Source organism: Acidaminobacter sp. JC074, assembly GCF_022496765.1.
Lineage (GTDB): Bacteria > Bacillota > Clostridia > Peptostreptococcales > Acidaminobacteraceae > JABXKX01.
This window is the reverse complement of the sequence record NZ_VANV01000003.1, coordinates 66,560-83,393: the sequence shown is the minus strand read 5'-3', so window position 1 is coordinate 83,393 and position 16,834 is coordinate 66,560. Positions and strand designations below refer to the sequence as shown.

The window sequence follows — 16,834 nt, the reverse complement described above, 5'->3', positions numbered from 1 at the left end:
GTTCAAACAACCCATTTTTTGATATAATGGGTTGTATACTTTTTTGGAGGAATTAATGAAAAAACTAATCATATTTTTATGCATCATGCTACTGGTTCTACAAAACTTTGCAGTAGCAGAAACACTAGACTCAGGACAAATTGTTGGCGAATCAGCCATTCTTATAGATGAACTAACAGGCCAGGTATTATTTGAAAAAGATCCAGATAAAAAAATGTATCCCGCCTCAACGACAAAGATACTCACTGCTCTTATCATTCTAGAAAATCATGCACTCGATGAAGTGGTGACAATAGATGACAAATCACCTTTCATAGACGGTAAGAGAATCTATGTTATAAAGGATGAGAAACTGACTGTCGAACAACTGCTTTATGCAACACTTGTTGAATCTGCAAACGATGCTGCTTATGCCCTGGCTGTTTATCACTCAGGCAGTGTAGAAGCCTTTTGTGAAGTTATGAATCAAAGAGCCAAGCAAGTGGGCGCTGTAAATTCTAATTTTACAAATCCTAATGGCCTACATGATAATGACCACTACTCTACGGCAAGAGACTTGGCCTTAATCGCTCAAAATGCCATGCAAAATGAAACCTTAAGACAAATGGTACAGACCAAATCTTATACCATTCCTGAGACAGAAAAGCAGGATGAGAGAAACTACTTAAGAAATACAAATGCCTTTTTAGGTGCTAAGAGCAACAACAAAATGAATTATAAGGGTGAGAGAATCTCAATAGAATACGATATAGTCGATGGTATTAAAACAGGCTATACACCAGAAGCTGGTAATTGCCTGGTATCTTCAGCAAAGATCGGTAACCAAAGGTTTATATCTGTTGTACTGAGATCCAATGGCGACAATTCACTCTATGTGGATTCAAGAACATTACTAGACTATGGCTTTGAAAATTTTGTGCGTCATACCTTTGTATCTGATGGCGCCTTTATTCAAACCGTTCAACTCGAAGGTGCAGGCAACATAACAGTCAACTTAGTGGCCCAGGACAATCTTACCATGATGTTAAACAAGACCATTGATTTAAGTCAAATTGAAAGACTGGTTTATATCGACAGCGATATCAAAGCACCTATAGCAGAAAATCAAATTCTAGGAAAAGTGACTTACAATTACAACAACATTGAACTTGCAAGCACACCTATTATCTCAGAATATGCCGTTTCTGGTGACAGCTTACTAGCGGAATCAGAATTCAGCCTTATAAAAAAAGATGAAAACGATGCAGTAGATATGGGTTATTATATGGGCATCTTGTTCAAGCTCTTAATCTCATTTATCATCTACAGAGCCATCATCACAACATACAACTTAAGGAAACGTAAAAAGAGGCTTCAATTGTAAGCCTCTTTCTTTATCTTCATATTTTTACTCACTTCTGAAATAATATCTGAAACATTCATATCTTGTCCATTGTAAGAAAATGTGCCTAGCGTTAAGCTATAAGGAATCGTCACTTCCGCATCCTTATAGACATTACTCGAAAATAAATCTTCTAAAGATCCCACTGCCAAGTCTAAATCATCTTGTCTATCAACGATCACGCAGAACTCATCTCCTCCAAATCGGAAAAACTTATCGTATAGATAAAAGCTATCGCTGGCCTTTTGAGCAAAATCCTTTAAAACCTTATCTCCTAAGTCATGACCGTAATCATCATTGATACGCTTAAACTTATCAAAATCTAAAAAGACAAGGGTAAATGGAATCTTTTCATTTACCTTATCAAAGAGCACCTTGTCTAAAAGGCCTCTAGATTTAAAACCTGTCAGTGCATCTTTTTCTATTTGGTCCACCATAGCCTTATGGGTCACAGGCTTTAAGATGTAAACAGCAAAAGACATCAAGAATAGAAAAACAAAGAACATACCCATGTAGCCATAAGCATTGTAGCTGTAAATCAAAAGCACAGAGGTTGTAGCGATATAAAAGAGTTCTCTAATAGACATACTCAGTGTAGAGACTTTTACTGTAAAATCACCTGTATAGAGCCTTATGACATAAGTGATGCTTGAAACGTTTATGACATGGTAGATAAGTGTCGCACTCACTATGTAAATCAATTCATGATGGATAAAAGACTGAATCATATAGAGAAACCAAACTATGATAATCTTTGAAAAAAAATTAAAAGCCAACTTTGAATCCAAAAGCTTATCGTGTTCTCTATCTATATAAATGACCTTAAGCTTGTAAACAATATCTGAAATAAGTATCAGACAGACTGTATAAAGCGCTGGCATATAAAATGCAGTCACAATGATAAATGTGGAATACAAACTTACTGTTTTATCTTCTGCAAAGTTCATCACAACAAGTGCTGATGTGCCTGTTATGATTGCAAAGAAAACGACCTGAAATAAATCCAATTGTAAAGGATAAGTAGAAATAAGTATAAAATAAGCTATTACCATTAGGCCTAATAGTGATAAAGCTCGCATATATGTCTTAAAAAAGGGATGCATAATTTCCTCCAATAAGGTCATTATACGTAATCACGATTAAAAAGACAACACTAAGACTACCAAATCAGTATTTATGTAAAGACATAACAAAAGGTGGTATTATAAACCACCTTTAATCCAATTTGCAATGTCCTCTATTAGATTTTCCGATACATGGTTCTGCTTCTTGTACTCCTCATTTGTAGCTTTTCCCTCACCTGGCATCAAGAGATGATTAAGTGTTGGATACAAGTTGAATGTCCATTTGTCATCAGATGAAAACTGATTTAACCATAGCTTATAATCTTCTATAGTCACCTGATAATCTCTTTCTCCTTGAAGGACAAGTACTCGCGCGTCTATAGCCATAGCCACTTCAAGCGGCTTATAAGCTTCTAAGAAAGCCCAGTAGGCTTTGTAAGCGCCAAGTACAGCCTCATCCTCTTTCATTTCATCTAAATTTCTTACCTTTTCTACATCGGTCTCAAAGGTATCTATATAAGCCTTTTCATCCTCTGTAATAACATCATCTATGTTTAAAATGTAAGTCACTTGTTCTAACATCATCTCATGAAGGGCCCTTACATTGCCCGCAGCGATAATATAGCCTTTGGCATTTGTCTTTTCTGCAATCAAAGGGATGGCATGTCCACCAAGAGAATGACCTAAAACAAATATAGCGTCAGAGTTAATCTCTTCTCTTTTAGAAATTACGTCAAATATTTCAACTGCGTCGTTGACGGTTTCATCCATCAAAGTCATTTCCGTCATTGAAGCAAATCTTTCTGGTGCAGCATAAGTTGACTTATCATATCTGTATGAGGCGATACCTCTTTCAGCTAGGCCCCATGCTATGTCCTTAAAGGGTTTATTACCCATAATGGTTTCATCCTTATCAGAAGCGCCTGAGCCGTGTACAAGGATAACCACTGGAAAATCCTCACCGCTTGTAGGAAGCGTCAAAATGCCTGGCAGTGTCATGCCATTGACCTCTGCATCTAATGGGACTTCTTGAACATGCGTATCGTCTAGTTCTTCTGTCTTTTCTGCAAAATCTGAAAAACTTAAACCGGCAATATTTCCTTTGTCGTCAAAGGCAAGATCATAATTAAAGGACTTTTTTTCATAAACCACAGGTGTACTTACAATGGTATAGCCAGAAGTTGTAAAAGAAAATGATTCTTTTACGGCCTTAAGTTGGCCATATGCTTCAGAAGTCGCCTGACTTGAAAACAGACCTTGTTTAATGGCTTCTTTCATTTGACCTGTATATGAAAATTCTTTTTCAAGTTTTTCTACATCACCATCTGCAAAAGCCTGATGATGACTTAAGGCCAATCCTTCTAAATCAATATCTGCCGCTTGATTAGTCCCAGTAAATTCAGCAACATTTATACCACCAATCTTACCTTGAACATCAAATACCAAGTTGACATTGTATGAGGCATTTTCAAATTCCGTCGGTGTTGTAAAAATCGTATAGCCATCTGTCAATGATTTTACAGTCTCATACTGTTTAATAACAGGTCCGACACCTAACTGATCAAAAATAGCTTCCATTGAGTTCTTGTCTAAATAAGCTTGTAAATCATCTGTATAGTCAAATGACTTCATGCCTTCAAAGTCTCCCATTTTTAAAAGTTCATTAAAGTCATTGGATACAGTTTCTATATCCACCCCGTCAAAGGGCGCGTCTGTATCTACTGTCTTCGGTCCACAAGAGACAAGAAGTAACACGCATAAGAATACTATAATTTTTTTCATTTTAACCTCCAAAATAGATGGCAAGGATGATGGTGGCAATGACAATCACATAAAATGCCCATGCCTGCCACCTACTATGATTAATGGTCCAACCAATGCCTGCTCTTTTGGCAACAATTATTGAAGGATCATTCTTGTTGAAATAAAACATACCTAATTTCCAAAACCGATCATCATCTTTTTCTATAAAGTCTGATTCATCAGCATCTTTTGACCCGTCTTGTCTGTACTTCAAAGAGTATATAAGTATTATGACAACTGGTATGAAAGTTAAGATTAAGGTTGCCGCAAGTAAAAGTTTTGCATCTATAATAATCCCTAATGTAAAGAATAGGGTCATTAAAAAAGTAATCCCCATCAAGAGGCCCATGACGTATAAAATAACAGAAAATCTGTATCTAAAGTTTACATTTCTTTTAATTGAAGCTTGTGTGTCTTGATTGGACAGCTCCTGCTTAGCATGTTTAATAGCATATTGAACGCCAATCATAAGAAGATAAACAAAGACTTGCATACCTAAAAGATAGAGTATTGCTGGTCCTTTAGCCATCATATCCTGACCAGAAGAATTGGTTTGAATGACAAGCAAGTCAGGTAGTGAATCATATTTAAAGGCTGACACAAGTGCGCTTATGATAAAAATCACAAGATAAGCTAGATACCATTTACCTGGCACTGTTATGCCTCTTGATCTGAACTTGGTATCTATAACTGTTTTTGTTGATACCACCTTATAATCTTTTGATTTTTTTAACTGCTTCATTAAGTTGTAGGCATACACATAGACTGCTGAGTAACCCACAATGGTAACAGGAAGCATCATCAAAAGGAACTTTTCATGGTTGTTGGTCCACTGCAAAACAATCATGATAAGACCAAATATAAAAGACAAGATAAGAAATCTTTTTCTTATACTTACAACCGCTTCATCCTTAAAGGCACTCGTTGGCATAGTAACACCAAACATAACATCTTTCCTTGAGATATAAGGTAACATTAGAAAAGATAAAAGCATTACCACTTGTACAATAATAAATGTTATTTCTGCCATATTAGTCACCTCTCACTTCTTGTACAATTTCATGAACCATCTGAGTCAATTGATCATCTGAAACATGTCTCGCTAAAGCTTCAATGACCACACTTTCTAGTTCATTCTTTAAAGCCTGCAAGTAATTTTCATTGTACGTATACCCCGTTGAAGGACTGACTACAACCCCTTTTCTTCTATTGACAACTAAAAAACCATCAGCCTTTAGAATATTGTAGGCCTTGTTAACGGTGTGCAAATTGACGCCGATATCTGCTGCTAAAGACCTGACTGAAGGTAACTCATCTCCTTCTTGTAACTCCTTAGTTGCTATGGCCTTTATAATCTGCCTACACAACTGAGTGTAAATAGGCGTTTCAGAATTCATATCTATGGCTAATAACATAAGCCCTCCTTGTTATACATGTTCTACTTTAACTGTAACAGACTCATATCCTATGTCAAGGAAAAATCATCTCTTACTTAAAACATCATCAACTAGCCTTCTATGATGTAGTCATGGGCATATCTATTAAGATGGCTGTACAAGCTGAAAATCACGATTGCCATTAAGGCCATTGCAATCATATAAACGAGAACTGCTAGACTTATATCGCCTATCATAAATACAACCACGCCTAAACCGCCCAATAAGAGTCCTAAAAATAGAATGGACAAGATAACTGGTAAGCCTTGCTTGACTGGTACAGAAGGACTTAGCCAGTCATAGTTTGGAAATTTAAGATTTAATACAAGGCCAAGAAAGCTAAATAGGATACAAGTTAAGACGGTAAATAAAATGGTAAGAAGCGACCAAGTTAAAGAAAACTTAAATACCCAGCTGACACAAATAGATACCAAAAGTGCTACTGGTCCATTTAAAATAATATTAAAAACAACTTTCGACATATAAACTTCTTTAGGATCTATCGGTAAAGACTTAGCGATCCAAAAGTACTTTCCTTCTAACGAAACACTTGAAGTCGTTGTCGGACTCATGTTAAAAACACTGGCAATAATGATTGGTATAAAGATAATCAATGTTGGATTCATTATGAGCATCAACTTAAGCTGTACATCAAAGAATAAAATGTAGACACTAAAGCCTAGTCCTAATAAAACACCAAATGAGGTATTGATGGCATAGATAGGCACAGATGTCAGTACATTAAACTCTTTTCTTAATAGAGATGTAAAACTTGAACGATGTTTGACTAGGACCTCTTTATTACTGGATCTTAATCTGACGCTTTCCAGTCCTGAGTGTACCAACTTAAAGACTTTAGTAAGCAATAAAACAAAGACAAAAGCTAGGACAGCTGATGATGCAAAGTATAAAAGCAAGTCAATTAAGCGCCCTTTTACGATACCTGAAAACAAAATACTCGGTGGATAATACATATGAATCTTGCTTTCAAGCGCCAAAGAAACATTTGTAAGACCTTCTAAAGACAGCTGTGTTGAAAGTGAAGATACAAGCATAAAAGCTGCCAATAGGACCATGGTAAAACACGTTATAAAGACGCCCTTATGTCTTACATACCTTGATAAATAAGAAACCATCAAACTGATTAGATTGGATACTTTCATAGGTATTACAGCTACAAGTGGTAGCGACATAAGTTGTAGAACAACCTGTGTAAAGGTTGCATTCGCATAAAACATCCATACAATAACTGCAGGTACCATGACAACTATAGTAATGACCAAGTTTGCAAGATACATAAAGATCAACTTGGCCCAAACAATGGTCTGAGTCTTCATAGGCAAAGACATTAGAAGATCATAATCTTTAAAGTCAAATAGAACACCCGAAGAGTAAAGAACACCAAAGATAACGATGATGACTGACGTTGAGAAGTAAATCATTAACGGCACACTTGATATAGCATTTATCTTAAGAAAGCTCTCACACACCATCATGCTGTAAGTAACACTTAAGTAGACGGCCAAAGATAATATCAGCCCTAAAATAATAGTCATCAGTCTTTTCGTAGATTTTTTTCTCATAGATAGGCTATTTAGTAAATGCCAAAACTCATTTTTAATTAAACTTTTTAGCATGGTGTCCTCCTAATCGGTTAGCTCTAAAAATAAGGATTCCAGAGACTTATCCTGTAATACCTCATGAGTAGTGCCGCTGGTTAATAATGAGCCATTTTTTATAATGGCAATGGTATCACAAAGGTTTTGAGCAACTTCTAATACATGTGTTGAAAATAAAATCGCCCCGCCTTTATCACAAATATCCTTCATCAACTCCTTTAAGGTGTGGCTTGCTTTGGGGTCAAGTCCCACAAAAGGTTCGTCTAGTATCAAGACTTGTGGCGAATGAACCAAAGCAGATATTATTACAAGCTTTTGTTTCATACCATGAGAATAAGAAGAAATTGGATCATTTAGTACACCACTTATTTCAAAGAGACCTGCATACTTGTCAATAAGGCTTTTTCTAAGCTTTTGTTTTACCTGGTAAGCATCAGAGATAAAGTTTAAGTAATCAATACCTGTCATAAAGTCATATATATCTGGATTATCTGGTATATAAGCCATGATTCTCTTAGCTTGGAGGGTCTGAGTCTTAATAGAATGTCCACCCACATATATCTCCCCTTCATCAAAGTCATGGATACCAACCAAGGCTTTTAGTGTTGTCGTTTTTCCAGCTCCATTGTGACCTATGAAGCCACAAATAGATCCTCCTTCAACTGATAGATTTAAACCATCCACTGCTATTTTATCTTTATACTTCTTTGTAAAATTCGAAATCCTTATCATGATCTTCCTCCTTATACAATACATTTCATTATAATACTTAAATCAGAATACTTTGACCAATCAGTTTTGTTATATCTGTTATACTTAAACTATAACAGATATAACGAGTATGTCAAGAAAAAAGGATAAAAAAAATAACCCTATGAGTCATCATAAGGTTATTAACAGTAAAACTACTTACCTACATACACAAACATTTGGATTTCTACCTTTACATCTAAAGGTAATCTAGCAACTTCTACTGCAGCTCTTGCAGGCTTGTGATCAGTAAAGAACTCTGCATAAACACCGTTCATAGCAGCGAACTCGTTCATGTCTTTTAAGAATACAGTTGTCTTAACAACGTTCTTGTAATCAACACCAGCTTCTTCTAAGATAGCCATAGCATTTTTTAAACATTGTCTAGTTTGCTCTTCGATACCACCTTCAACAATTTTGCCAACAGCTGGATCCATTGGAAGTTGACCTGATACATACATGAAATCACCAGCGATCATCGCTTGTGAATATGGGCCTACTGCAGCTGGTGCTTGGTCTGTGTGAACTTTCTTTAACATAATTTCCCCCTATTTATCTTCTCTAGTTTCATCTAAATAGTTATAAATCGTATAACGAGATACACAAAGTATATCAGCCACATAATCAATGGCCCCCTTAATCAGGAACACACCTTGTCCGTCTAACTGATTAACGATTTTAACTTTTTCATCTTTATTTAAGTATGCAACAGGTTTACCTATTTCGTCAATCTTCGTCTGAACAACTTCTTTTAAAACATCATTTATTTTTTTAGATGATTCATCCTTCGGTGTAGCATCCTCACCAAAATCAAGCAGTTCAGCTAAAGCCTTTTTAGCTATAGCAAATTCTGTTGCATCAAAGTTTATACATAAACAACCGACAACTTTATCATTATCGTCACGAATAAACATGGTAGTGGACTTGATGGTTCTACCATCAGCCCCCTTACCAGAATAATTGATCGTGTCTTTCTGTGTGTTGCCAGCCTTCACTTGTTGAAGCGAATGATCTGTCATAGACGAGTTAGAATCTCTACCTGTAACATGACCGTTTTCAATGGCAACTATAGAATGGTTCAAATCAGAAAAATCATGTAAAACAACCTCACAATTGCTACCAAATGTTCCTGCAATTCCTTTAACAAAAGGTACATAACGTTTGATAATAGGATGTACTGAACTTTTCATGATTGCCCCCTTATTTTACTACAATGTTTACAAGCTTCTTCGGCACACATATTACTTTAACAATGTTCTTGCCTTCAGTTAATGCTTTTACTCTCTCACTCGCCATTGCAAATGCTTCCATTTCTTCACGCGTACTAGTTGCGCTGATTACTAATTTATCTCTTACTTTACCATTGATTTGAAGAACAATTTCGATTTCATCGTCTACTAAGTACTTGTCTTCATATGTTGGCCAAGTCGTTTCATTTAATAATCCCTCAAAGCCTAATTGCTCCCACATCTCTTCCGTTTGGTGAGGCGCTACAGGGTTAAGAAGTGTAATAAATGTCTTCAGTTCAGCCTTATTTAACTTACCTACTTTAGTAATATCATTTTGTAATGACATTAAAGCAGCGATAGCTGTGTTAAACTTAAGGTTCTCAAAGTCATCAGAAACCTTCTTGATTGTTTTGTGCAGTGGCTTGATTAATGCTTCTGAATAAGCATCACCATCTTCTACAATATCTTGAAGCTTCCATACTCTATCTAAGAAACGCTTACAACCTTTTAAGCTGTTCATTGACCATGGTACTGATTTTTCAAAGTCACCGATAAACATTTCGTAAGTACGAAGTGTATCTGCACCAAACTCAGTAATGATTTCATCTGGATTGACAACATTACCACGAGACTTTGACATCTTCTCCATGTTTTCACCTAAGATCATACCATGTGATGTTCTCTTTTGATAAGGCTCTGCAGTTGGTACCACACCAATATCAAATAAGAACTTATGCCAGAATCTAGAGTAAAGTAAGTGAAGCGTTGTATGCTCCATACCACCATTGTACCAATCTACAGGACCCCAGTAGTCTAACATCTCTTGAGAAGCTAATGCTTCATTGTTATGTGGATCACAGTATCTTAAGAAGTACCAAGACGAACCAGCCCATTGAGGCATTGTATCCGTTTCTCTTTTTGCATCTTTACCACATGCAGGACATGTTGTATTTACCCAGTCATGGATATGAGCCAGTGGTGATTCACCATTATCTGTTGGCTCATAGTTGTCTACTTCAGGAAGTGTTAATGGTAAGTCCTCTTCCTTAACAGGTACCCAACCACAAGTTTCACAGTATACTAGTGGAATTGGCTCACCCCAATATCTTTGTCTTGAGAAAACCCAGTCACGAAGCTTGTAGTTAACCTTCTTCTCACCCATACCATTTTCAACTAAGAAATCAGTAATCTTTGCTTTGGCTTCAGGAACCTTAAGACCATTGATCATTTCAGAGTTCACTAAAACACCATCAGCATTGTCTGTATAAGCCGCTTCATCTACATTACCACCTGAAACAACCTCTACGATTGGTAAGTCAAACTTCTTAGCAAATTCCCAGTCTCTTGTATCATGACCTGGTACCGCCATAATAGCACCTGTACCATAGCTCATCATAACATAATCTGAAATCCATACTGGAATCTCTTTTTTAGTCACAGGGTTAATGGCAACAAAACCTTTAACTTCAACACCTGTTTTATCTTTTACAAGCTCAGTTCTTTCAAACTCTGATTTTTTAGCAGCATCAGATCTGTACTGTAAAAGCTCATCCATATTTTCTATTTGATCAGCATATTTTTCAATGTATGGATGTTCTGGTGACATAACCATATAAGTTGCACCATAAAGCGTGTCAGGTCTAGTTGTAAATACTCTAAATATATCATCTGACCCTTTGATATGGAAATCAACTTCTGCACCTTCAGAACGTCCAATCCAGTTTTTCTGCTGAATCTTTACTCTTTCAATGTAATCAACCAAATCTAAATCGTTGATCAGTCTTTCTGCGTACTCAGTAATTTTAAGCATCCATTGGTTCTTAACCTTTTGCTCAACCACTGAACCACATCTCTCACAACCACCGCCAACAACTTCTTCATTAGCTAAACCAACTTTACAAGATGGACACCAGTTGATTGGAAACTCTTTTTTATACGCAAGACCCTTGTTAAATAACTGGATAAAGATCCATTGAGTCCACTTGTAGTAATCAGGATCTGTTGTGTTTATTTCTCTTGACCAGTCAAAAGACATACCTAATGACTTTAACTGAGCCTTAAATCTAGCAATGTTGTTCTTTGTTACAACAGCTGGATGAATCTTATTTTTGATAGCATAGTTTTCAGTTGGTAAACCAAAGGCATCCCATCCCATTGGATAAAGCACATTGTAACCTTCTAATCTTCTTTTTCTAGCAACGATGTCTAGCGCTGTATAGGGTCTTGGATGACCTACGTGAAGACCTTGTCCTGATGGATAAGGAAACTCTACTAATGCGTAAAACTTTTCTTTGTCCGTTGATTCTGTGGCATAGAAGCTACCTTTTTCATCCCAGATATCTTGCCACTTCTTTTCTACTTTTGAATGATTGTACTCCATTTTTCCTCCCTTACAAAAAACAAAAACGGACACTTAACGACTAGGGACGAAACTTTCCGCGGTACCACCCTAATTGACAAATGTCCTCTCTCAGTTCTTTAACGGTAACTAACCTATTCCTATACATACTAAGGCAAGTTCAAAATCTATACTGATTCACACCATCCATCAGTTCTCTGAAATGCGACTTCTACTACTCCTTAAAGGAAATTCTTTATTATTAACCTATTTTATTATGATAATTAGTATGTGTCAACAGAAACTTCAAGAATTTCAGCATCTTTCCACATTTTTTCTAATTTATAAAACTCTCTTGTTTCATTGGTAAAGACATGAACAACAACATCTAGATAGTCAAGAAGGATCCATTCACCCGTTCTATAGCCCTCTTTATGAGAGACATTCAAACCAATCTCACCTAAAGCTTCTTCTACAGACTCTGCCAGTGATGATGCATGTTTTGTAGATGTACCTGTTGCAATTACAAAGTAGTCAGCAACGCTTGTAATCCCCTTTACATCTAAGACCTTGATGTCATGAGCTTTCTTGTCGTCTAAAGCTTTAAAAACTTCTAAACTAAGTGATTTGTTATCCATTTATTCCTCCTATGAAATACCCGTACTTACACGTAATACTAGATAAAGTACGTATGTCGTAAGCATTGCAAACCCTTGCCACTTTTTTGTTTCACCCTTGAAATATGTCGGTACAGCAAATAATACCATAAGTAGAAGTGCAAAAGGCACATCTATAAAGAGTGTATTTGGAAAACCTACAAATGACTTACCAAATAAAGAAAAATCATATTTCATAATAGGCAAACCATTACTTGAAATTAAAGAAGATGACGTTAAGATCAAAGCAACGTTTAAAATATTTGCACCAATGATGTTACCTAAACCGATATCTTGATTGCCTTTTTTAATCGAAGAAATCATAGTGGTAAGCTCAGGTAATGATGTCCCTAAAGCAATCAGTGTCAGAGAGATAATCGCCTCTGGAACCCCTAACTGCTTGGCAATAATTTGACCATTGTCTACAAGTAGTGAAGCACCAAGAATAATACCACCCGCACCAGCGACAAACATCATGATGTTCTTTGAAATCATCTTTACTGTTAATGTGTTTTTATCAAAAGTATACTCTTCATCCGATTCCTTAGAGCCCTTAATGTTGTAGTAAAGGTAAAGCACAATAAAGAGTAAAACAATCCCAGCTTCTAAATGAGAGAAAGTCAGGTCCAAAGAAAAGAGCGTAAAGACAACTAATGCGCCTATCATAATCAAACTTTTTCTTAAAAAAAGACTCTTTTTAATCTTATTCTTTAATAAAATATAACCCAGTGATGAAATCAAACCTATGTTACAGATGATCGATCCAATGGCATTACCAATTGCCATTTCTGATGATCCTTGTAAGTTTGCTGTTACAGATACAATTAATTCAGGTAGCGTTGTTGCTATACTTACGATGGTTGCACCAATAATTATCGATGGTATACCCGTTACTTCTGCAATCCAAACAGCAGAATCTACAAACCAATCTCCACCTTTAATGATCAACACCAAACCCAATGCAAATAAAAGATATACTACTATGTCCATTACTTCGCCTCCAATAAATCATTTCGCATTAATATTGTTTGTTCGTGTATCATATTACCCCTTTTTAATTCATATAGCAAGGTATTTTCACACGTCTTAAGAAGTGCTTTATTTAAATCTTTGTAAAGAAGTGACCGGACCTCATCAATCCCTTCATATGAACGTCCTTCTTCTAAAGAATCAGCTAAGTAAATAATCTTTTCTAACATGGACATACCAGGCCTTCCAAAGGTATGGTTTAAAATCGCTTCATAAACCTGGTCTGAGACTTGATACTTATCCTTTGAGATGACAGCAGATACAAAACCATGACCTAAATTAGGGTGGTTTCTGATCACATTCGAGATGGGCCTGCCATGTTTTTTATAAGTGTCAAGTATATCTAAGTCACTTGCATACTTGGCATAATCATGTAAGAGGGCTGCTGTTTCAGCTTGAACCAAATCAATCTTATACCATTTCGCTAAAGAAACCGCCAACTTACAGACACCTAATGTATGTCTGTACCTTGATGGTTTCAAATGATTTTTTACATCTTCTCTTATTTTATCTATCATAATATTGTTCTTCTATCACAGTAAAGATTATGCGTGTAAATATAATCTTCAGTTGTTCTCGGCAACAAGTATCTGATACTTAAATTGTACTTGATTCTTCTTCTAATGTCCGTTGATGAGATGGCAAGGGCCGGTACCTGTGTAATGGTAATATCCGCTTTATAATCTCTAACAAGTGCATCTATTTGGTCAGATAACTCTGTATAATCCACACCCGGACGTGTTGAACCTATAAACTTGCAAATGGTTACAAGTTCATCAAAGTTCTTCCATGATGGTAAGTCTATCATCATATCTGCACCAGTAATGAAGAATACCTCAACAGAATCTCCATACATAGCTTGTAGTCTCTTTACAGTATCTATGGTATAAGTCTTGTGATCTTGATCTAACTCTATTCTTGATATTTCAAAGTATTCATTGTCTTCAATGGCTAACTTTGTCATATTGTAACGATCCTCTTTTGAGGCCATTGTTTCTTTATGTGGTGGATTTCCAGATGGAATAAATATAATTTTATCCATTTGAAATCTCGTTCTAACTTGTTCCGCTAATACAAGATGTCCATTATGAATTGGGTCAAAAGAACCACCCATCAAACCGATTTTCATGCTTGCCTCCTATAATTCTAATTGAATCTATTATACCACACAATAAGCAAAAAATATTAATCTCATCACCGAAGTGATGAGATTTTTTTATTTATTTCGGTAAGACTATCTCTGGATCTTCTTGAGCTTGTCTGTATAGGACAAATTTTCTACCGATATCTTGTACATATTCTGCATTTAATCGGTCAACAAAGTAGTTTGCCGCTTCATTAGCTGACATAGGTGATGTCTCTAGCACATTCACTTTTACAAGTTCATGATTCTCTAACATCATATCCAGCTGTCTAACAAAGGTATCCTTGTTACCGTCTTTACCCATTTGAATCATAGGCTTAAGGCTATTGGCTAAGCCTCTTAAATATTTTCTTTGTTTATTTGATAACATGTTATCTCCTACTCATAATAGTCAAACTCAAAATCGAAGATCTTAACTGTATCACCATCTTCAATGCCCATCTCTCTTAGTTCTTCAAACACACCCATCTTCATAAGTATATTTTGGAAACGACGAAGAGATTCAACGTCATTAAAGTCCGTAGAGTATACCAGTCTCTCGATAGGAACACCGCTAACAGTATATACATCACCTTCAACTTCATAGTTGACTTCATTATTCTTATCTACTTCTACTTCATATACAGCATGTTCGTCTACTTCAACCAACACAACATCTTCGATGTTTTCAAGTTCAGTTGTTACATACTGCATCAGTTCTACAACCCCTTGTTGTGTTGCAGCTGAAATCGGGAATACCTTGTATCCTCTTGATTCCATTTCTTTAATGAACTCATCATAGACTTCTTCATCATAAATGATGTCCGTTTTATTGGCTGCTATGACTTGAACCTTTGATGACAGTCTTTCATCATATGAAGAAAGCTCTTCATTAATACGGTCAAAGTCCTCTATTGGATGTCTGCCCTCGCAACCAGATACATCCACAACATGCACAAGAAGTTTTGTTCTTTCTACATGTCGTAAGAAATCATGTCCAAGACCGATACCTTCACTGGCACCTTCAATAAGGCCAGGAATATCCGCCAATACAAAAGACTTACCTTTTACAACTTCAACCACACCTAGGTTTGGCTTTAGAGTTGTAAAATGATAGTTCGCGATTTTAGGACTTGCCTTTGTTAAAACTGATAAAAGCGTAGATTTACCCACATTAGGGTAACCAACCAAACCAACATCTGCAAGCATTTTAAGTTCAAGAATGATTGTCATTTCTTGACCATGACGACCTTGTTGTGCAAAAGTAGGCGCTTGTCTAGTAGCATTTTTAAAGTGGGTATTACCTTTTCCACCTCTACCACCTTTAGCAATCAGCTTTTTATCACCCGCTTCAGTTAGGTCTGCTATGATTCTACCAGTTTCTTTTTCTTTTATAATTGTTCCTGGAGGTACTTTGATGATCAAATCTTCGGCATCTTTACCAAAGCAATTCTTTTTACCACCATTACCACCTGGCTCAGCAGCATACTTTCTCTTGTATCTAAAATCCATTAGTGTTCTCATTGAAGAATCAACTAAGGCATAAATAGACCCACCTTTACCGCCATCACCACCGTCTGGACCACCATCAGGTACATATTTTTCTCTTCTGAAGGAAACTCTTCCGTCTCCACCTTTACCAGATTTAACAAAAATCTCGGCCTTATCAACAAACATTTAACCACCTCTAATTATTCTGTACCCATAAAAAGTACAAAATCACAAAATAAAGCCCATCAAAAAGATGGGCTTAGCTAACTCGTTCTTAAATGGTAAGATTACTCAGCAGCGTATACACTTACTTGCTTTCTTTTCTTGTCTTTTCTTTCGAATTTAACAACTCCATCAACTAAAGCAAACAACGTATCATCTCCACCAATACCAACGTTTGTACCTGGGTGAATCTTAGTACCTCTTTGTCTTACGATAATACTACCACCTGTTACGAATTGACCATCAGCTCTCTTAACGCCTAATCTCTTAGAAATAGAGTCACGACCGTTCTTAGAAGAACCAACCCCTTTCTTAGAAGCGAATAATTGTAAATTAAATCTAATCATTGTATGTTTGCACCTCCCTTTTATAGAGTTTAATATATTGTGGGTACGCCTCAGCGATCCCTTCTAGTCCTGTTAACACAGTTTGTAAAACAATTTCAGCTTTAACATCCATTGCTTCATCTAATTTTGCAGGTTTTTCAAGATACATGTATCCATCTTCATCCATTTCAAGAATAATCCTGTTTTCTGGAATGCCTGCTACTTTTTCAAGACTGTTCACAGCAGTTTGCATCAATACAGAAATTGCTGCACATACGATGTCTTCACCGTGATCGGCAAAACCTGCATGTCCATCTGCTTCAATTGATACAATACTATCTTTAATAAGTACTGTAACTTCAGTCAT

18 protein-coding genes are annotated in these 16,834 nt (G+C 36.2%); 1 reads left to right on the top strand and 17 read right to left on the bottom strand.

Annotated elements, in window-relative coordinates; genetic code table 11:
- Positions 1-55: 55 nt before the first annotated feature.
- A complete protein-coding gene (locus EZV73_RS03860) occupies positions 56-1,363 on the top strand; it encodes a D-alanyl-D-alanine carboxypeptidase family protein (protein WP_240838449.1) in 1,308 nt (435 codons plus the stop codon).
- Here EZV73_RS03860 and EZV73_RS03855 read toward each other — a convergent pair.
- The 17 genes from EZV73_RS03855 to EZV73_RS03775 all read right to left on the bottom strand — a co-directional run bounded on the left by EZV73_RS03855 (position 1,354) and on the right by EZV73_RS03775 (position 16,834).
- Positions 1,354-2,484, bottom strand: coding sequence for a GGDEF domain-containing protein (locus EZV73_RS03855; protein WP_240838447.1), 1,131 nt, complete (start codon positions 2,482-2,484; stop codon positions 1,354-1,356). The genes EZV73_RS03860 and EZV73_RS03855 overlap by 10 nt on opposite strands.
- A 99-nt stretch (positions 2,485-2,583) precedes the next feature.
- Positions 2,584-4,227, bottom strand: coding sequence for a DUF3887 domain-containing protein (locus tag EZV73_RS03850; protein ID WP_240838446.1), 1,644 nt, complete (start codon positions 4,225-4,227; stop codon positions 2,584-2,586).
- Position 4,228: 1 nt separating this feature from the next.
- Positions 4,229-5,278 (bottom strand): DUF1648 domain-containing protein, encoded by a 1,050-nt coding sequence (locus tag EZV73_RS03845; protein ID WP_240838444.1) that lies wholly within the window; start codon positions 5,276-5,278, stop codon positions 4,229-4,231.
- A 1-nt stretch (position 5,279) separates the two neighbouring features.
- Positions 5,280-5,663, bottom strand: coding sequence for a GntR family transcriptional regulator (locus EZV73_RS03840; protein WP_240838442.1), 384 nt, complete (start codon positions 5,661-5,663; stop codon positions 5,280-5,282).
- A 92-nt stretch (positions 5,664-5,755) separates the two neighbouring features.
- Positions 5,756-7,321 carry a hypothetical protein gene (locus EZV73_RS03835; protein ID WP_240838441.1) on the bottom strand — a complete coding sequence of 522 codons (1,566 nt, stop codon included), beginning with the start codon at positions 7,319-7,321 and terminating at the stop codon, positions 5,756-5,758.
- Positions 7,322-7,330: 9 nt separating this feature from the next.
- Complete coding sequence (locus tag EZV73_RS03830; RefSeq protein WP_240838440.1) at positions 7,331-8,035, bottom strand: ABC transporter ATP-binding protein; 705 nt, start codon at positions 8,033-8,035, stop codon at positions 7,331-7,333.
- A gap of 173 nt (positions 8,036-8,208) precedes the next feature.
- On the bottom strand, positions 8,209-8,595 hold the full coding sequence (locus EZV73_RS03825) for a RidA family protein (protein ID WP_334303294.1): 387 nt from the start codon (positions 8,593-8,595) through the stop codon (positions 8,209-8,211).
- Positions 8,596-8,601: 6 nt separating this feature from the next.
- Positions 8,602-9,243, bottom strand: a complete 642-nt coding sequence (locus EZV73_RS03820) for a transcriptional regulator (RefSeq protein ID WP_240838438.1) — start codon at positions 9,241-9,243, stop codon at positions 8,602-8,604.
- A 10-nt stretch (positions 9,244-9,253) separates the two neighbouring features.
- Positions 9,254-11,662, bottom strand: a complete 2,409-nt coding sequence (gene leuS, locus EZV73_RS03815) for a leucine--tRNA ligase (RefSeq protein WP_240838436.1) — start codon at positions 11,660-11,662, stop codon at positions 9,254-9,256.
- A gap of 242 nt (positions 11,663-11,904) precedes the next feature.
- Positions 11,905-12,258 (bottom strand): ribosome silencing factor, encoded by a 354-nt coding sequence (rsfS, locus tag EZV73_RS03810; protein ID WP_240838433.1) that lies wholly within the window; start codon positions 12,256-12,258, stop codon positions 11,905-11,907.
- A 9-nt stretch (positions 12,259-12,267) separates the two neighbouring features.
- On the bottom strand, positions 12,268-13,266 hold the full coding sequence (locus EZV73_RS03805) for a calcium/sodium antiporter (protein ID WP_240838430.1): 999 nt from the start codon (positions 13,264-13,266) through the stop codon (positions 12,268-12,270).
- Positions 13,266-13,823, bottom strand: a complete 558-nt coding sequence (gene yqeK / locus EZV73_RS03800) for a bis(5'-nucleosyl)-tetraphosphatase (symmetrical) YqeK (RefSeq protein ID WP_240838427.1) — start codon at positions 13,821-13,823, stop codon at positions 13,266-13,268. The genes EZV73_RS03805 and yqeK overlap by 1 nt, the downstream gene beginning before the upstream one ends.
- On the bottom strand, positions 13,820-14,434 hold the full coding sequence (gene nadD, locus EZV73_RS03795; protein WP_240838425.1) for a nicotinate-nucleotide adenylyltransferase: 615 nt from the start codon (positions 14,432-14,434) through the stop codon (positions 13,820-13,822). Before nadD ends, yqeK begins: the two co-directional genes overlap by 4 nt.
- Positions 14,435-14,525: 91 nt before the next feature.
- Positions 14,526-14,819, bottom strand: coding sequence for a YhbY family RNA-binding protein (locus tag EZV73_RS03790; protein WP_240838424.1), 294 nt, complete (start codon positions 14,817-14,819; stop codon positions 14,526-14,528).
- Positions 14,820-14,827: 8 nt separating this feature from the next.
- Complete coding sequence (obgE, locus tag EZV73_RS03785) at positions 14,828-16,105, bottom strand: GTPase ObgE (protein WP_240838422.1); 1,278 nt, start codon at positions 16,103-16,105, stop codon at positions 14,828-14,830.
- Between the two features lie 101 nt (positions 16,106-16,206).
- Positions 16,207-16,488: a 50S ribosomal protein L27 gene (gene rpmA / locus EZV73_RS03780; RefSeq protein ID WP_240838420.1), complete on the bottom strand. Its 282-nt coding sequence runs from the start codon at positions 16,486-16,488 to the stop codon at positions 16,207-16,209.
- The gene (locus EZV73_RS03775) at positions 16,481-16,834 is read right to left on the bottom strand and encodes a ribosomal-processing cysteine protease Prp (protein ID WP_240838419.1); all 354 of its coding nucleotides are present in this window, start codon (positions 16,832-16,834) and stop codon (positions 16,481-16,483) included. The genes rpmA and EZV73_RS03775 overlap by 8 nt, the downstream gene beginning before the upstream one ends.